Raw genomic sequence first — 15856 nt, forward strand, 5'->3', positions numbered from 1 at the left:
GGACGTGCCTGCGCCCGACTTGCCGTCCACGGGAAAACACCAGCCTTACAGGCGCTTGTCATCCTGTAAAGAGCGATTGTTCGTGAATATCGGTTCGGATCTTGATGGAGGTCTGTTCCGGCGGGCGGGGATATTTCAGCTCATTCTTGTGCATTGCGGACAACTGTCGCGCGCCCTACCCCCGGACGAAGGCAGAGCCCCATGGTCAAGCGAGCCCTCGCGCTGGTCTCCCTCTCCCTCACCGCAATACTCGGATTAACGCTACCCGCATTCGCGGTGACGCTGGAGCAAAAACTCGCCGCACTTTCCACTTTCACCCAGCCCACGGCGTCCAGCTCCTCCGCCTGGCTCTCCGCCTGGCAGAACCAGGGCGCCTGGGCCGACTACAACTTCGACTGGTCGACCGACCTGTGTTCGAGCAGCCCCGACCAGCCCCTCGGCTTCGACTTCAGAATGCCGTGCCGGCGTCACGACTTCGGCTACCGCAACTACAAGGCGGTGGGTCAGTTCCCGAGCAACAAGTCCCACATCGACGACGCGTTCTATTTCGACATGAAGCAGGTCTGCGCCAGATATTCCGGCATCTCGAAGTCCACCTGCGACGGGCTTGCCTGGACGTACTACCAGGCGGTCAAGCAGTTCGGCTCCCTGACCGTCACCCAGGCCCAGATCGACCAGGTCCGCAAGACCGCCGAACGAAACGCCCAGAACGCCGGGGCGTAATCGCCCCCACGCAACTCAGGTGACCAGGGTGCCGAGCGGTCGCACAGTCGCCGCTCGGCACCCCGCCCTGTTCCTCCGGGGATTTGTCAGCCGTCCAGGCGGACGGTGACGGTGACGCGGCCCGCCTCGTCGCGAGTGGCGACCGCGTGCCCGGTGCGGTCGATCCCGTCCAGATGCAACGAGATCGGTCCTCCCTCGTCCAAGAAGTTGCGCCACCACTTCTTGGCGTCGGGGAACTGGACGCTGATCGTGACGGTGTCAGCCACGCGCCGGAAGGCGACGGGGGTGCTGAAGGTGCGTCCCGAACGGCGTCCCGTGTAGGTGACGACCGTGAGGTGTCTGCTGACCAACCGGCCCCATCGAGGAGATGAGCGCAACGTCAGGACACAGGAGTTCAAACGGCCGATCGCTCGCCTCGGAAGCGGTCCCCGGTATGGCACGGAACCTCCATCACGACGGGTATCTCTTGCCCCCAACGTAACGCGCACGACGGGCCGGCGACGTTGACCCGCCGCTGCGTCACCGAGGTCCTGTGAGCGCGGCGGTCAGCGGCGGGCAAGGTTCGGCGCGGGGTCAGCGGCGGGCGCGTTCCAGGGCGTCCCAGAACCCACGGCGCAGGGCGTGGCGGACCTCGTCGTGCAGGAGGAAGTCGATGGGCAGGGACGAGCCCTGGAGCAGGCGCGCCTCCAGGTCGGAGGGCATGCGGGGCTTGCGGGCGAGCACGGCCTCCAGCCAGAGCGCCGGGGCGTCCCTGGCGACCGACTCGCCGAAGTCGTGACCCTCCTTGTGGGCGGCCTTCACCGCGTCGGCGAGCGTCGTCGTGCCGGGCGAGCCGGCCTGCGGGGGCACGGGCGCGGGCTGCGGGCCGGTGTACGGGCCGAGCTGGGGCCCGGGATAGGACGGCGGACCGCCGGAGCCGCCCAGGGTGTACTGGGCGGAGCCCTGCGGGGGCACCGGCGCGGCCAGCGGGGGCGCCTGCGGCGGGGAGCCGGGCGGCGTGGAGTCCGACGAGGAGGCCTGATAGGGCGCCGGTAGCGCGGGCTGGGACGAGCGCGGCGGGCCGGAGGAGCGGCCGGGCGAGGCGTGCGACCCCGTGCCGGACGAGGGCCCGGCGGAGCTCAGCCCACGCGACCCCGGGGAGGAGCCGGAGGAACCAGAACCGTAGGACCCGCCACCAGAGGACGACCCGGCGGAACCCCCGCCATAGGACCCGCCGCCGGAGGACGACCTGGTGGAACCCCCGTCATAGGACCCGCCGCCCGGCGACCCGGCGGCGTAGGAGCCGCCCGCCGAGGACGACCCGGCGGAGCCCTGCCCGTGTGATCCGGCGCCGGGCGCGGAGGCTGCGGAGTTCCCGCCGTGGGACCCCGTGCCCGAGGAGGGACCGGTGGGACTCAGGCCGTAGGAGGCGCCGATGGCGGGCATCGCGCCCGTGAGCGTCCCGGGAGGCGCGGCGTCGTACGCGCCGTACGGACCGGCGTCCGCGCCCGCGGCGGGACCTCGCGAGCCGCCCGCGCCCTGGCCCGGCGATCCATGACCCTGCGACCCCTGCGCCTGCGAACCTTGGCCCTGCGCACCCTGCCCCTGGGGACCCTGGCCGTGCGAAGCATGGCCATGCGAAGCCTGGCCGTGGGGACCGCCGCCCGTCTCCGCGCCCTCACGCGCGCCGGCGCCCAGGCCGTGGGAGCCGCCCGGACCGTACGCACCACCGCTCGCCTGGGACGCCTGGGAGCCGCCGAAGGAGCCGTGCGTGCCACCCGCCTGCGGGCCGTGGGAGCCCCGGGCGGAGGAGAGAGGCCCGTGGTCCTGGGAGGCCGGCCCGTAGAGGGGGCCAGTGCTGGGGTCCCCGGAGTCCTGGGAGGGCGGGCCGTAGAGAGGGCCGGTGCTCGGGCCCCCGGCGTCCTGGGAGCCCAGGCCGTAGAGGGGGCCGATGCCGGGGCCCCCGGAGTCCTGGGAGACCGGCCTCCCCTGGCCGTACGAACCCGCGCCGTGGGAGCCCGTCATGCCCGGCTCGCGCGCACCCGCGTCATCCGTACCGGGGGAGACGCCGGGGGAAACGCCGAGCCCGGCGCCGCGCCGGCCCGCAGCCGCGCCGTAGGACCCCGTGCCCCCCGCGCCGTGCGACCCCGTGCCCTCGGGCGGGCTCGTGTACCCGCTGCTGTGCGGGGCGGTCGTCTCCGAGTCCGGGCCGCCGTGCGCTCCCGGCGAGGAGCCGAGCAGGCCGGAGCCCTGCGCGCTCATCTGTTCGCCGGTGGTGGGCGGGCCGTGGGAGGCGGGTCCGAGGGACGTGGACCCGAGGGACGTCGAGCCGAGGGACGTCGAGCCGACCCCGCCCGTGCCCAGCGAGCCGGAGCCGAGCGCGTTCGGGTCGTGCGAGCCGGACGGCCCCGACGACAGGCCGCCCGGGTCGGAGGAGGACTGCGGGGAGCCCACCTGGGACATACCGGCGTCGTGCGAACCGGCGCCGCGGGAGCCCTGCGAGGAGCGGGCCGGCGAGGGCCCGGACCCCTGGGGTGGGGACGCGGACAGGCCGTGGGACGACTGGGGCTGGGCGGGCGGCGTGGACGAGAGCCCGGAGACGGCGGCGAAGGAGCCGGTGGAGGCGGGGGGCCGTCCGTTGTACGACGGCGAGGACTCGCGGGCGCGGCCGTTGCCGACCGGCTGGGGCAGGTGGAGCCCGTTGGAAGGGCCGCTGTCGGGCCCGGCGGCGACGTTGCCCGTGACGAGGTTGACGTACGGCCGCAGGTGGCCGCTGCCGATCTCGATGAGGTCGTCGCACTCCTGCTGGAGCGTGCGCGAGACCGCCCACCCGCCCTCGGCCGCGATGTGGATCACGGTGACGCGGATGCCGAGGTCCTGCGCGTCGCTGACGACCTGGGCGAGGTCCTCGTCACCGCTGACCACCACGGCGTCGCAGATGGCGTTGTTACGGGCGAGCGTCATCAGGTCGCGGTGGACCTGCGCGTCCACGCCTTCGCGGCGGCCGGGCCGGATGCGGGCGAGGCGCAGCTTGAGGCCGGGGATGTCGGCGAGCGCGTCGTGCTCGGGCGTGCGCCGGCCCTCGACGGTGGCCTCGTACCAGTAGCACCGCAGCAGCGGGAGGTCGGTGCGCTCGCGCGACAGCGTGGAGAGAAGTTGCAGCAGGCCGGGGTAGTCCCAGGCGACGGCCTCGCGATGGCGGGTCCCATGCACGGCCATCGCGCCGTCCGCCAGCAGATAGCCAGCGTCCACGAACAGCGCGCAGCGATCCACGCGACACCGCCCTTTCGTACATGGCCCAGGTCCGGTGGCAGCCGAAGCCCGGCCCTATCTCAGGGTAATGAAGGCACTGATCGCGCGAGGGTGAATCCCGGCGATTCGGCCCGCGCATGCCCATATCTAGGAGGGTTCCCGCAGACCGTACCAGTTTGCCTTCTATTACCGGCCTGGGGTGATAAACGAGTGGCCCCGCCGAGGCACTCCGAAGGGGTCTCTAGGCTGGCCACCATGAATGACCGCGCGAAACTACTGGACGAGATCAAGAAAAAGGGAGTGGTGCACGGCCGGGTCGTGCTCAGCTCGGGCCGGGAGGCCGACTGGTACGTGGACCTGCGCCGGATCACCCTGGACGGCACCGCCGCGCCCCTGGTCGGCCGGGTCATGCTGGACCTCACCGAGGACCTCGGCTATGACGCGGTGGGCGGCCTCACCCTCGGGGCCGACCCCGTCGCCACGGCCATGCTGCACGCCGCCGCCGCGCGAGGCCGCGCCCTCGACGCCTTCGTCGTACGCAAGGCGGGCAAGGCACACGGGCTCCAGCGCAGGATCGAGGGCCCGGACGTCACGGGCCGCCGGGTGCTGGCCGTGGAGGACACCTCGACGACCGGCGGGTCGGTGCTCACCGCGGTGGAGGCGCTGCGCGAGGCCGGGGCCGAGATCGTCGGCGTGGCCACGATCGTGGACCGCGGCGCGGCGTCCGCAATCGAGGAGACGGGCCTGACGTACCGCACCGCGTACACGCTCGACGACCTCGGCCTGAGCTGACCGCGATCGCGGGGACGGCTAGCCGGCGTGGCGGCGGGCGGTGAAGCTCTGGCGCTCCCCTGGCTTGCCCGGGGAGCGCGGCTCGCCGTTCACCTCGACGTACACCGTGGAGGCGTCGGCGAGCATCGAGCGACGGCTGGGATTGAACTCCTCCCCGGCCTGAAGGCCGGAGATTCTCCCGTCGCGTCGCGGTCAAGCGGCGCGCGGGGGTTGACGCTTCACAGACCGGGCAGCCCCGAGGTCTCCACGTCCTGACACCACAGTCCCTGCGGCGTTGCGAATGTTGATCGCGGCGTTGGTGTCGGCATGCCCGGTCCACCCGCATCCGGGGTCGGCGCAGGAGAACCGGGCGCCGTCACGGGAGGCCGCATCGCGGTGCCCGCACCGGTGGCAGGTCTGCGAGGTGCCCGGGGCGGGGACCTTCACCACCAGCCCGCCGCGATCACGGGTCTTGTACTCCAGCAGGGCGACCGTACGGCCCCACGCCTCGCCGCTCATGGCACGGTTCAGCCCCGCCTTCTGCCTCACGTTCCGGCCGGGTCGCTCGACGGTGCCCTTGGCGGAGCGGACCATGTTCGTGATCTTCAGATCCTCCACCACGACCACGCCGAAGGTGCCGGCGAGTTCGGTGGTGGTCTTGTGCTGCCAGTCCACGGCTCGGCGCTTGGCTGTCGCGCGGAGCCTGGCCATCTGGTCATAGGTGCGGGTCAGCCGATGAGAGGTCCGCTGCCTGGGGGTACGGGCGGCGCGCCGGCGGGCGGACTTCTTCTCCAGGCGGCGCAGGTGTTCCTTCTCGCCGCCGCTGAGCCAGGGCCCGTGCTCACGCGTGGTACCGTCCGACCACGCCAAGGCGACGTTGATTCCCCGGTCAATCCCGACCTGCGGGCCGGAGTGGCGGACCGGGGCAGGCACCTGGCGTTCGGTCCGGAACACGATGTGCCAGCCGCCGGCTTGTTTGACCAGCCGGGCTCCGGTGATCCGCCCGGCCGGGCCGCCCTTGGTGACGCCGGGCAGGTCCTTGGTCCACCGGAACCGCACCCGCCCGGCCTTGGGCAGGCTGACCGCACCCCACCGCCGGTTGACCCGCTTGATCTGCAGGTCGCGAGCCTGGGGCACATCCACGGCCATCCGGGATCGCAACCGGGCCTTGAACCTCGGGCGTCCCGCGGGGTGATCAGGGTCGAAGAAGTTCGCCCATGCCTGCCGGTAGGTCTTCAGCACGGCTTGGGCGGCCTGGGCGGGCAGCCGGCCCATCCAGTCGATCGCACGACGAGCCACCCGGATCGCCTCGTCGCAGTCCTTCAAGGTCGCCAACCGGCCCTGCCGGAAGGTGGCGTACTCGTGGAGCAGGTTCCACAGCGCGCGGGCGGTGTGCGCCTGGCCGTCCAGCACGGCCGCCTGGGCCGTGCTCATCTCCAGGCGGGCGACATGCGCCCGCGTCTGCTTTACCTTCTCCACACCGTGATCGTATCGTTTCGTTGCGTTACCGGGATGGAAACCGGACCCGGATGTGCGCAGCGGGCGGCATGTCGTGCACGGTCTCCACGCCCATTTGGTGTTCGTCGCGAAGTATTAACTCGTTGAAGGGGGTTTCGGCTCGGATGCTGCGCAAGGAGTTCGGCGCCCACGTCCGCAAGTACCTGCAGGGTGATCATTTCTGGTCCGGCTCCTACTTCGCCGGGTCGGTTGGCGGGGCCCCGCCGGCCGTGCTCAAGCAATACATCGAGCAGTAGAAACGACCGGTCTGATCGGGGTGGACGCCGGTTCGCCCGGCGGCGAATCGGCTGTTCTTGCCCCGCTACGCGGGACGGTCCGCTTCACCCCTGGCCTGAAGGCCGGAGCACTACGGACGAAACCGGTAGAACGCCTGCTGGCCCCGGCCGAGATCGCGGTCCTCCACGATGTCGCCGCCGCTGACCCGTACGAAGAGCGGGCAGCGGTCGGCCTGGCATGCGACGTACAAGGTGGGGATCTCGGCGGCGGAGGTCTCCACCGGCGGCGGGGACGTGCCGGAGGGTACGGGTTCGGCGGTCACGGCGGGAGCGGGGGCGTCGTCCGCCCCGTCGGAGCTCAGCGCGCCGGTCAGGGCGATGACGCCGACGGCGACCAACGCCAGCAGGGCGAGGATCGCGACGCCCACGAGCAGCAGACGGGCGATGCCCATGGGGTCAGACCGGTGGCGTCCCACACTTCGGAGGGTAACCCGCGAGCAGGACGCTCACCGGGCGGTCGCCAGGACTCCTTCGACCGGCTTCTGATCGACTTCTGCACCCCGCCCACCAGGGGTGATGGTCAACGCGAGGAGGTCGGGTCCCCGGCGTCCCACTGGCCGCTCTCGTCACGGTGGTGCCGCCCGCGCGGCTCGGCGGCGGCCCCGTGCGCCTTGGCCTGCTTGGCCTCCTTGCGGCTCTTGAGCACCTCGCGGACGATCGGGATGACCGACAGCACGATGATCAGCGCCGCGCCCGGCAGGATGTAGCGGTCGACGTTGGGAATGGCGCTGCCCGCGAAGTAGCCGATGAGCAGCATCGACTCGGTCCACAGCACGCCGCCGATGACGTTCCACGCCAGGAACGTGGTGGGGCGCATGCCGAGCATGCCGGCGACCGGGTTGAGGAACGTGCGGACGATCGGGATGAACCGCGCCAGCACCACGGCGCGCGCGGGGCCGAACTTCTGGAAATATTGCTCGGCCTTCTCCACGTACTCTTGCTTGAAGAGCCGCGAGTCGGGCCGGGCGAACAGCCTCGGGCCGGTCTTCGCGCCGATGTAGTGACCGAGCTGCGCGCCCACGATCGCGCACAGCGGGGCGCACACGAGCAGAACGGGCAGCGGGAACGGCGCGTCGAGACCCACGGAGGACGCGACGGCCGCGGAGGCTCCCATGCCCGCCACGACCAGCAGCGAATCACCAGGGAGGAAGAAGCCGATCAGCAGCCCCGTCTCGGCGAAGATGATCGCGAGAATGCCGATGAGCCCGAAGGTGACGATCCACCATTGGGCGTCGAGAAGGTTAGTGAGGTCCATCACGGATGAGACTACCGCCGAGGGACGGGGTGCACGTGCCAGTGGGTAGGACCAGTCGTAGTCCATCCAAATTCCATCCAAAACGGGCCATGAGGGGATGACCCGGCGGGAGCGCCCGCTCCGGCGCCGGACACATGCTGGACCCCTTCTTCCTCGCCCGCCACTCCTTCGCAATACTTGCCCCGGGGATCCAGCCCCCGTCACCCATACGTTTACGTTCCGTCTAGGGAGTTGACTTCCGATGCCCATCGCGACCCCAGAGGTCTACGCCGAAATGCTCGACCGGGCCAAGGCCAATGGTTTCGCATACCCGGCGATCAACGTGACGTCCTCGCAGACGCTGAACGCCGCGTTGCGCGGTTTCGCCGAAGCCGAGAGCGACGGCATCATCCAGGTGTCGACGGGTGGCGCCGAGTACCTGTCCGGTCCCACGGTCAAGGACATGGTGACCGGCTCGGTGGCCTTCGCGGAGTTCGCCCGCGTGGTGGCCGACAAGTACCCGGTGAACATCGCCCTGCACACCGACCACTGCCCGAAGGACAAGCTCGACGGCTTCGTCCGCCCGCTGCTGGAGATCTCGCAGCGCCGCGTGGCCGAGGGCAAGGACCCGCTGTTCCAGTCCCACATGTGGGACGGTTCGGCGTGCCCGCTGGACGAGAACCTGCAGATCGCCCGCGAACTGCTGGAGAAGGCCGCGGCGGCGCAGGTCGTGCTGGAGGTCGAGATCGGCGTCGTCGGCGGTGAGGAGGACGGCATCGTCGGCGAGATGAACGAGAAGCTGTACAGCACGCCGGAGGACGCGCTCGCCACCGCGGAGGCGCTGGGTCTCGGCGAGCGTGGCAGCTACCTGCTGGCCGCGACGTTCGGCAACGTGCACGGCGTGTACAAGCCGGGCCACGTGAAGCTGCGCCCGGAGGTGCTGCGCGAGATCCAGGAGGCGGTCGGCGCCAAGTACGGCACCGAGAAGCCGTTCCACCTGGTGTTCCACGGCGGGTCGGGCTCCTCGCTGGAGGAGATCCGCGAGTCGATCTCCTACGGTGTGGTGAAGATGAACATCGACACCGACACGCAGTACGCCTACACCCGCCCGGTCGCGGACCACATGTTCCGCAAGTACGACAGCGTTCTGAAGGTCGACGGCGACGTGGGCAACAAGAAGGACTACGACCCGCGTTCGTGGGGCAAGTCGGCCGAGGCCGGCATGGCGGCGCGCGTCACACAGGCCTGTCAGGACCTGCTGTCCGCCGGCAACAGGCTCGCCTGAGCCTGAGCCTGAGCCTGGGCTGATCACCTGCGCCCGGACGCCTGCCGGCGGTACGGACGTACGAGGGGGCGGGCCACCGCCCGCCCCCTATGTGAATTATCTGGGAATGCCCGTAAAAACTGATGGTCACGGGACTTCGGGAGCGAATACCTCGTTACCATCAGCTAAATGTCCATCTCCTACCGAGCGCGTCCATATGTCTGCGGTGCCATCGGAAAGTGGGATGCGCGCATAGCGGAGCGGCTGGTGTCGGCCTCCCCGCGAGGGCTCGACGAGGTGCACCGCTCCCCACTGGCCACCCTGTGGTCGACCGGCGAGCCGGAGAACTGGTCGCGGGGGCCGCTCTCCGGCTACCTGTGGTGGCCCGCGGCCGGTTCCGTCCCGCAGCCGCGCTCCTGGCGGGAGGCCGCCGAGCGCCGCCTCGCCGCCGGCCTGGTCCTCGAACCCGGCGGCGCCGTCCTCCACACCGACGCCCTCGGCCTGCACGAGGTGAACGTCCGCCGCGTCGGCGACGCCCTGTACTTCTCCACCCGCATCGACCCGCTGACGCGCCTGGACGACCGTCCTCTCACCATCGACTGGTCGGCCTGGGCGAACCTGCTGGTCATGATGACCCCACTCGGGGACGAGACGCCGTTCGCGCAGATCCGCCACATGGAGCCCGCGACCGCCTGGCGCGCCGGGCCGGACGTCCCCGGCGGGGTGCGGGTGGAGCGGTTCGAGCCGGGCTGGCTCGCCGCCGACCCGGGCAAACCCCCCGCGCCCGAGGACGTCGTCGAGCTGATCGCGGACCGGATCCCGCACCGCGCCGGTCCCGTGGCGATCGGCCTCAGCGGCGGATGGGACTCCCGCCTGCTCGCCGCGCTCGCCGTGCGCCGGCCCACCGCCCAGATCGAGGCCTGGACCACCAGCACCGACGACGGGCTCGACCTCGACATCCCCCACGCGCGGACCGTCGCGGCGACGCTCGGCGTGCCGCACCACGTGGTCAGGCCGGGGCCGGAGGCGTGGCTGCACGAGCACCGCGAGGTGTGGCTGCGCACGCAGTACCAGACCCTGCACCACACGTGGGCCATGCCGTACGCCCGCGCGGTGCACCGCCTGCGCGCGCCACTGATCGACGGCTGCCTCGGGGACGGCCTGTTCCGCACCCGCGGCGACCATGCCGAGGCGTCCGAGGCGCCGAGCCGCGACGAGGCGCGGGAGATCACGTGGAGGGCGCTGTCGACGCACTTCCCCCGCCAGCCCGAGGTCTGGGCGCCCGGGGTCGGCGACGCGATCGCCGAGCTGGGCCTGTCGGCGTTCCACCGGGTGATGCGCCCTTTCGACGGGCACCACGCCTCGCCCGTCCTCGCCCGGCTGCACACCCGCTACCGGGGGATCTACACCTCTCCCACCTGGCTGCTCGGCCCGGAGGCGGAGATCTGGCTCCCGTTCGCCGACCCGGACGTGATCACGGCCGCCATGAGCGTTCCGCTGTCCGCGCGCCGCGACCACGCCTACTTCCTGGCGATGCTGCGGTACGGCGCGCCGCGCGTGGCCGCGCTGCCCTCGACCAACGACCCGGGCGAGAAGCCCGCACCCGGCCCCCAGCGCAAGACGAGCCCGGCCGCGCTGTCGGCCCTCGCCGCGAGCATCGCGGCCAGCGAGGACGTACGCTCGCTGCTCGGCCCCCGGATGCTGGCCACCCTGACCGACCCCGAGCTCCGCGCGCGGCAGACCCGCTGGTCAGGGCCGCTCTACGTCCTGCAGTGGGCCAGCATGCTCGCCCGCTGGCGTACGGAGTACGGCTCACGCCTCCGCTGGAGCCCGCTCACCTGAGCGACACCCCCCGTTTCTCTTCAGCGCAGAGAAAGAAAGGCCAGGAACCCGGATGACGAGGACGACGAGGTCACTATCCCCCCGCCTCCTGCTGATCGGCAGCGCCGCCTTCGCAGGCCTCGCGGTGGTGGTGCTGGTGGTGCTCTCCGTCACCGGAGACGTGGACCCCGTCACGGCGGTCCAGCTCGCCGCCTCGCTGCTCGTGCTCGCCGCGGCCGCCGCGATCGTCGCGAGCGTCCGCAGGACCGACGGCAAGGCGCTGCGCATCGACAACAGGACCAAGCGCCAGGACGCCGCACTGGTACGGGCCGAGCACACCCTCACCCAGCTCACCACCACCCTGGACGGGCTCACCGGCCGCCTGGTGGACGCCTCCCGCAGCCAGTCCGGCCCGGTTCTCGCGGCCCTCGGCGAGGACCGCATGACGCTCACCACGCAGGCCGACCGCCTGGCCGAGCTGTCGGAGTCGATGTCCGAGATCCGCGCCCTCGTGCGGAGCAACGCCGCCGACCTGCGCGAGCTGCGCGGGCTCGTCCACGACGAGACCACCGGCGGCGGCGTCGCCCAGACGGTCCGGGAGATCGGCGAGCGGCTGGACGTGCTCGGCGGGACGGTCCGCGACGGGCAGTCCGAGCTGTCGGGGGCCGTGCGGCAGAACTACGCGCAGCTCGAGGCGCTGATCGACATCCGCGCCCTGCTCCAGCCGCGCGCCCCGATGCCCCGGCTGCGGGGGTGGGCGGCATCGCCGGACGTCCTTCGCCTGCTGGTGGAGCGGATCGCCGCCGACCCCGCCGAGATCGTGGTCGAGTGCGGCAGCGGCGCGTCCACCGTCTGGCTCGGGTACGCCGCCCAGCGGTTCGGCGGCGGGCGCGTGATCGCGCTGGAGCACGACGAGCGGTTCGCCGAGTCCTCCCGGGACCTGGTCCTCGCCCACGGCCTCCAGGACGTCGTGGAGGTCCGCCACGCGCCGCTGACCTCCTGGACGGCCGACGGCGGCGAGACGATCCCCTGGTACGACACCCGGGCGCTGGACGACCTGACCGGCATCGGGCTGGTCTTCGTGGACGGGCCTCCCGGGGCGACCGCGCCGATGGCCCGCTACCCGGCGCTGCCCGTCCTGCTGCCGCGCTGCGCGCCCGACGCGTGGTTCGTCCTGGACGACGCCGACCGGCCCGCCGAACGGGAGGCCGCCGACCGGTGGCTCAGGGAGTTCCCCGAGCTGACCGGGTCGGCCCACCCCGCGGAGAAGGGGGCGATGGTCCTCAGGCGGAACCGGGCATGACATGGGGCGCCCAGGTGACCGCCCGGGGACGGGCATGACGGCCGCGCTGCTGCCCGCCGAGACGGCGGCCAGGCTGATCCGGACCGGCTCGAAGATCGCCGTGGCCGTCGCGGGCGTGGACGCCGACGGCCTGGACGCGCTGCTGCCGGGGCTGGCGTACGAGGTGGCGGACGTGGACACGATGGGCCCCGCGCCGTGGGCCCGGCCCGACCCGTCGGCCGTCGTGATCGTCGCCAGGACCCCCACGGACCTGCGCCGGGCCGTGGCCCTCGGGGCGGCGCTGCCGACGACGCCGCTCACCTGCGTGATCATCACCCAGGCCCCGTCGTGGTGCGACGCCCCCGGCCTCCCCCTGTCGCCGAGCCTCGGCCGGCGCCTGCTGCGCGACCTCGGCGTCACCCGGTACGGGGCGTCCGGCTGGCGGGTCGCGGCGCGCTTCTCCGAGCCGCTGCCCTCGGGCGAGGTCGCGGCGGCCGTCGCCCGGAGCCTCGGCGGCCACCACCTCGCCGGGTACGCCCTTCCCATGGCGGGCCTGGCGGGTCCCGGGCTCGCGGACTGGCGGCCGGGCGACCCGAACGTGACCTTCGCCGACGAACGCGGCCCCGTCCCCGACCGCTCGGACGTGCCCACCGCCGACCTCGCCGTCCGCACCGTCCGCACCGTCCGCACCGTCCACGCCGTCCACGCCCCGGAGCCGGGCGCGGCGGAGGACTGGATCGACGCGCGCGTCCCCGCCCTGGACCGCCCCGTGGACGTGAGCTGGGCGCGCTTCGGCTCCCCCGGCGGCTACCAGGCGCTGCGGGCCCTGGAGATCGAACCGGACGTCGTCCCCCCGGTGGACGAGCGGTCGGTCAACCCCCGGGGATTCACGAAGACGCCGAAGCAGCCGATCGCCGAGATCGTCCAGCGTGACGGGCGCTGGGAGATCGACCTGGAGGGCCGGACGGTCGTCCGCGTGCCCGCGTCCGGCGGCGTCACCGACGCCGACGTCGGCCGCCTGCGCCGGGCGCGCGGGCTGCGGTTCGCGTGGCGTCCCTCGCACACCGGCCCGATCGCGGCCGTCCGCGCCGTGGCCGGGCTCGCCGCCGCCGGGATCCCGCTGATCTCCGACGCCCCGCCCGCCTGGGCCGTGGACGGCCTCGGGGCGGACCTGGCCGCGCTGGCCGCCGGCGCCACCGAGGCCGACCTGGCCGACGAGCTGCGCCGCGAGGAGCACAGCGTACGGGTGCGCCGGCTGGCCCTCGGCCGCCACGGCACCACCGCACGCTGGCGGTCGATGGCGGCCCGCGCCGGGGTGCCGGTCCCGCCGCCGCCCGCGATCTCGGTCGTGATGTGCACCCGGCGCGCCGAACTGGTGCCGTTCGCCCTCGGCCAGATCGCCCGGCAGCGCGGGGTGGAGCTGGAGGTCGTCCTCACGCTGCACGGCGTGACGGCCTCCGCGCCCGAGCTCCAGACGGCCATCAGGGACTTCGACCGGCCGATCACGGTCGTCGAGGCCGACGCGTCCCTGCCGTTCGGCTCCGTGCTGAACCTCGCCGCCTCGCGGGCCGGCGGAACGTTCCTCAGCAAATGGGACGACGACGACTGGTACGGGCCCGACCACCTCGCGGACATGCTGCTCGCCCAGGGGTACTCGGGCGCGGAACTGGTGGGCGCGGCCTCGGAGTTCTTCTACCTCCAGCAGATCGACGTCACGATCCGCCGCGACTGGACCAGCGAGACGATGTCCAACCACGTGGCGGGCGGCACCTTCGTGGTGTCGCGCTCGGCGTTCGAGGCGCTCGGCGGCTTCCGGCCGGTGGCGCGCGCCGTGGACGTCCATTTCTTCCAGGACCTGATGCGGGCCGGCGGCGCGATCTACCGTACGCACGGCCTCGGTTTCGTCGCGCGCAGGGCGGCGAGGGGCGGGCACACCTGGCAGGAGCCCGTCGGCTACTTCCTGGCCCGCGCGAAAGATCAGTGGCGGGGATTCCGGCCGAGCCGACTCATGGAGTGGGAACAGTGACACAGCACGGGCAGCCGAGGATCCGGCACAACGACTACGACGTCCTGAAGCCCCCCGCGCCCGGTGCCTGGAGTCCCACGCTGTCGGTGAGCGTGGTGATCGCCGCGTACGGGCACCAGGACAAACTGGACCTGACGCTGGCCGCGCTGGCCGCGCAGAGCTATCCCGGGCACCTCATGGAGGTCGTGGTCGTCGACGACGGCACCCACCCGGCCCTGCGCCTGCCGGAGATCGTCCCGGACAACACCCTCATGATCACCAGCGAGCCCGGTTCACGCGGCCGCTCCAACGCCCGCAACGCCGGCTTCGCCCGCGCCTCCGGCGACGTCGTCCACTGGCTGGACGCCGACATGGTCACCTTCCACGACGAGGTGGAGGCGCACATGCGCTGGCACCACCTGGCCGACTACCTCGTCGTGATGGGGTACGTCCGGTTCGTCGACCACACACCCGGCACGCCCACCCCCGAGCAGGTGCGCGACGCGGTCGCCTCCGCCGCCACCGAGACGCTGTTCGACGAGGCCGCGAGCGAGCCGCACTCGTGGATCGTCGACCTGGCCGAGCGCACGAACGGCCTGCGCACCGAGCGCGACACGGCCTACCGCGTCCACGTCACCAACGCGGCCTCGGTGAACGCCCGGCTGCTGCGCGAGGCCGGGCCGCTGGACACCGGGCTCGTCCTCGGCGAGGACAGCGAGCTCGGCTACCGGCTCGCCCAGCGCGGCGCGGCGTTCGTGCTGGCCCCCGAGGCGCGCAGCCGCCACCTCGGGGCCTCGATGATGATGCGCGACGGCGATCAGGTGCGCCGGTACAACCAGGCGTTCGTGCCCGACCACATCCCGGTCATGCGCTGGCTGCGCACCCACCCCCGCCGCCAGTGGCAGGTCCCGTACGTCGAGGTCGTGATCGACGTCACCCTCGCCTCGTACGAGGACGCGCGGGCGACCGCCGACGGCTTCCTGGCGAGCACGCTGAACGACATCGCGATCACGCTGGTGGGGCCGTGGAGCGAGGTGCGCGAGGACCGGCGTGACCCGCTGAGGAGCCCCATGCTCGACCTGGTCCTGCTGCGCGGCCTCTACCGCGCCGAGCCGCGCGTCCGGTACGCCGAGCACGTGCCCGAGACGGCCGCGCCCACGCCGTACCGCATGCTGTGCCCGGCGGGCTGGGTCCCCGGGCCCGAGACGCTGCGCAAGCTGGTCGAGCAGGCCGCCGGCAAGGGGTACGGGCTGGTCGGTATCGCCCTGGACGAGACCTCCGACGAGGTGATCGCGGCCCGGCTGGAGCACACCGGCGCGTTCGCCCGCGCCCGGCTCGTCCGCGCCGACGGCGAGCCGCTGGAGTCCGCCGTGGACGACGTGGCCGGCACCCGCTGGGTGGACGGCGCGACGCTCGGCTTCCTGCCCGCGGGCCAGGCCGAGCCGCCCACGCGGGGCAAGGTCGAGGACCCCGCCCTCAGGCGCGAGGTGGAGCGGCTGCGCGCCGAGAACGCCCGCCTGGCCGAGCGGCTCGCCGCCGCGACCAGCGAGGCCGAGCCTGGGGGCCCTGAGAACGGCGCCACGCCGCCCCGGGCGCTCGGACCGTCCGCGACACGCCCGCGCGGCCTGCTGCGCCGCCTCCGCTGATCACATTCGGGCGTACCGGGCGCCGCGCCAGGTCACCGGGGCAGAACGATTTCTCGATAACATCCCGTATCACAGCGGCCGGTATG

The 15856-nt window shown here is 72.6% G+C and carries 12 protein-coding genes and 1 pseudogene; 8 read left to right on the forward strand and 5 right to left on the reverse strand.

What is annotated here, in order from left to right; translation table 11 throughout:
* Positions 1 to 201 precede the first annotated feature (201 nt).
* Positions 202 to 723 carry a phospholipase gene (locus tag AB0M95_RS23665; protein WP_363768346.1) on the forward strand — a complete coding sequence of 174 codons (522 nt, stop codon included), beginning with the start codon at positions 202 to 204 and terminating at the stop codon, positions 721 to 723.
* Positions 724 to 809: 86 nt separating this feature from the next.
* Here the strand turns inward: AB0M95_RS23665 and AB0M95_RS23670 are convergent, their stop codons facing one another.
* Complete coding sequence (locus AB0M95_RS23670; RefSeq protein WP_363768349.1) at positions 810 to 1073, reverse strand: hypothetical protein; 264 nt, start codon at positions 1071 to 1073, stop codon at positions 810 to 812.
* Between the two features lie 223 nt (positions 1074 to 1296).
* The gene (locus AB0M95_RS23675; protein WP_363768352.1) at positions 1297 to 3975 is read right to left on the reverse strand and encodes an NYN domain-containing protein; all 2679 of its coding nucleotides are present in this window, start codon (positions 3973 to 3975) and stop codon (positions 1297 to 1299) included.
* Between the two features lie 234 nt (positions 3976 to 4209).
* On the opposite strand from AB0M95_RS23675, the gene pyrE reads away from it, so the two are divergent.
* On the forward strand, positions 4210 to 4746 hold the full coding sequence (gene pyrE / locus AB0M95_RS23680; RefSeq protein ID WP_363768355.1) for an orotate phosphoribosyltransferase: 537 nt from the start codon (positions 4210 to 4212) through the stop codon (positions 4744 to 4746).
* A 192-nt stretch (positions 4747 to 4938) separates the two neighbouring features.
* Here the strand turns inward: pyrE and AB0M95_RS23685 are convergent, their stop codons facing one another.
* Positions 4939 to 6204 (reverse strand): transposase, encoded by a 1266-nt coding sequence (locus AB0M95_RS23685; protein ID WP_363768358.1) that lies wholly within the window; start codon positions 6202 to 6204, stop codon positions 4939 to 4941.
* Between the two features lie 113 nt (positions 6205 to 6317).
* On the opposite strand from AB0M95_RS23685, the pseudogene AB0M95_RS23690 reads away from it, so the two are divergent.
* Positions 6318 to 6479 (forward strand): annotated as a pseudogene (locus AB0M95_RS23690) (transposase); the annotation flags it as partial.
* A gap of 110 nt (positions 6480 to 6589) precedes the next feature.
* Here AB0M95_RS23690 and AB0M95_RS23695 read toward each other — a convergent pair.
* Positions 6590 to 6910 carry a hypothetical protein gene (locus AB0M95_RS23695; protein WP_363768361.1) on the reverse strand — a complete coding sequence of 107 codons (321 nt, stop codon included), beginning with the start codon at positions 6908 to 6910 and terminating at the stop codon, positions 6590 to 6592.
* Between the two features lie 128 nt (positions 6911 to 7038).
* Entirely contained in the window at positions 7039 to 7773 is a 735-nt protein-coding gene (locus AB0M95_RS23700) for a VTT domain-containing protein (RefSeq protein ID WP_358518377.1), read from the reverse strand.
* 241 nt (positions 7774 to 8014) lie between these two features.
* Here AB0M95_RS23700 and fbaA point away from each other — a divergent pair, with 241 nt between their 5' ends.
* The 5 genes from fbaA to AB0M95_RS23725 all read left to right on the forward strand — a co-directional run bounded on the left by fbaA (position 8015) and on the right by AB0M95_RS23725 (position 15770).
* Positions 8015 to 9037: a class II fructose-bisphosphate aldolase gene (gene fbaA, locus AB0M95_RS23705; protein ID WP_363768364.1), complete on the forward strand. Its 1023-nt coding sequence runs from the start codon at positions 8015 to 8017 to the stop codon at positions 9035 to 9037.
* A 168-nt stretch (positions 9038 to 9205) separates the two neighbouring features.
* A complete protein-coding gene (locus AB0M95_RS23710) occupies positions 9206 to 10858 on the forward strand; it encodes an asparagine synthase C-terminal domain-containing protein (RefSeq protein WP_363768367.1) in 1653 nt (550 codons plus the stop codon).
* Positions 10859 to 10910: 52 nt separating this feature from the next.
* Positions 10911 to 12140 carry a class I SAM-dependent methyltransferase gene (locus AB0M95_RS23715; RefSeq protein WP_363768370.1) on the forward strand — a complete coding sequence of 410 codons (1230 nt, stop codon included), beginning with the start codon at positions 10911 to 10913 and terminating at the stop codon, positions 12138 to 12140.
* A 34-nt stretch (positions 12141 to 12174) separates the two neighbouring features.
* Entirely contained in the window at positions 12175 to 14145 is a 1971-nt protein-coding gene (locus AB0M95_RS23720) for a glycosyltransferase (protein ID WP_363768373.1), read from the forward strand.
* Entirely contained in the window at positions 14142 to 15770 is a 1629-nt protein-coding gene (locus AB0M95_RS23725) for a glycosyltransferase (RefSeq protein WP_363768376.1), read from the forward strand. Before AB0M95_RS23720 ends, AB0M95_RS23725 begins: the two co-directional genes overlap by 4 nt.
* Positions 15771 to 15856 lie beyond the last annotated feature (86 nt).

Origin of the sequence: Sphaerisporangium sp. NPDC051017, from assembly GCF_040683095.1 — a bacterium.
In the GTDB taxonomy this organism is placed as follows: Bacteria; Actinomycetota; Actinomycetes; order Streptosporangiales; family Streptosporangiaceae; genus Sphaerisporangium.

Coding starts and splice junctions, on each gene's coding strand:
- AB0M95_RS23665 (WP_363768346.1), top strand. CDS start 202: ATGGTCAAGCGAGCCCTCGCGCTGGTCTCCCTCTCCCTCACCGCAATA.
- AB0M95_RS23695 (WP_363768361.1), bottom strand. CDS start 6,910: ATGGGCATCGCCCGTCTGCTGCTCGTGGGCGTCGCGATCCTCGCCCTG.
- AB0M95_RS23710 (WP_363768367.1), top strand. CDS start 9,206: ATGTCCATCTCCTACCGAGCGCGTCCATATGTCTGCGGTGCCATCGGA.
- AB0M95_RS23715 (WP_363768370.1), top strand. CDS start 10,911: ATGACGAGGACGACGAGGTCACTATCCCCCCGCCTCCTGCTGATCGGC.
- AB0M95_RS23700 (WP_358518377.1), bottom strand. CDS start 7,773: ATGGACCTCACTAACCTTCTCGACGCCCAATGGTGGATCGTCACCTTC.
- fbaA (WP_363768364.1), top strand. CDS start 8,015: ATGCCCATCGCGACCCCAGAGGTCTACGCCGAAATGCTCGACCGGGCC.
- AB0M95_RS23720 (WP_363768373.1), top strand. CDS start 12,175: ATGACGGCCGCGCTGCTGCCCGCCGAGACGGCGGCCAGGCTGATCCGG.
- pyrE (WP_363768355.1), top strand. CDS start 4,210: ATGAATGACCGCGCGAAACTACTGGACGAGATCAAGAAAAAGGGAGTG.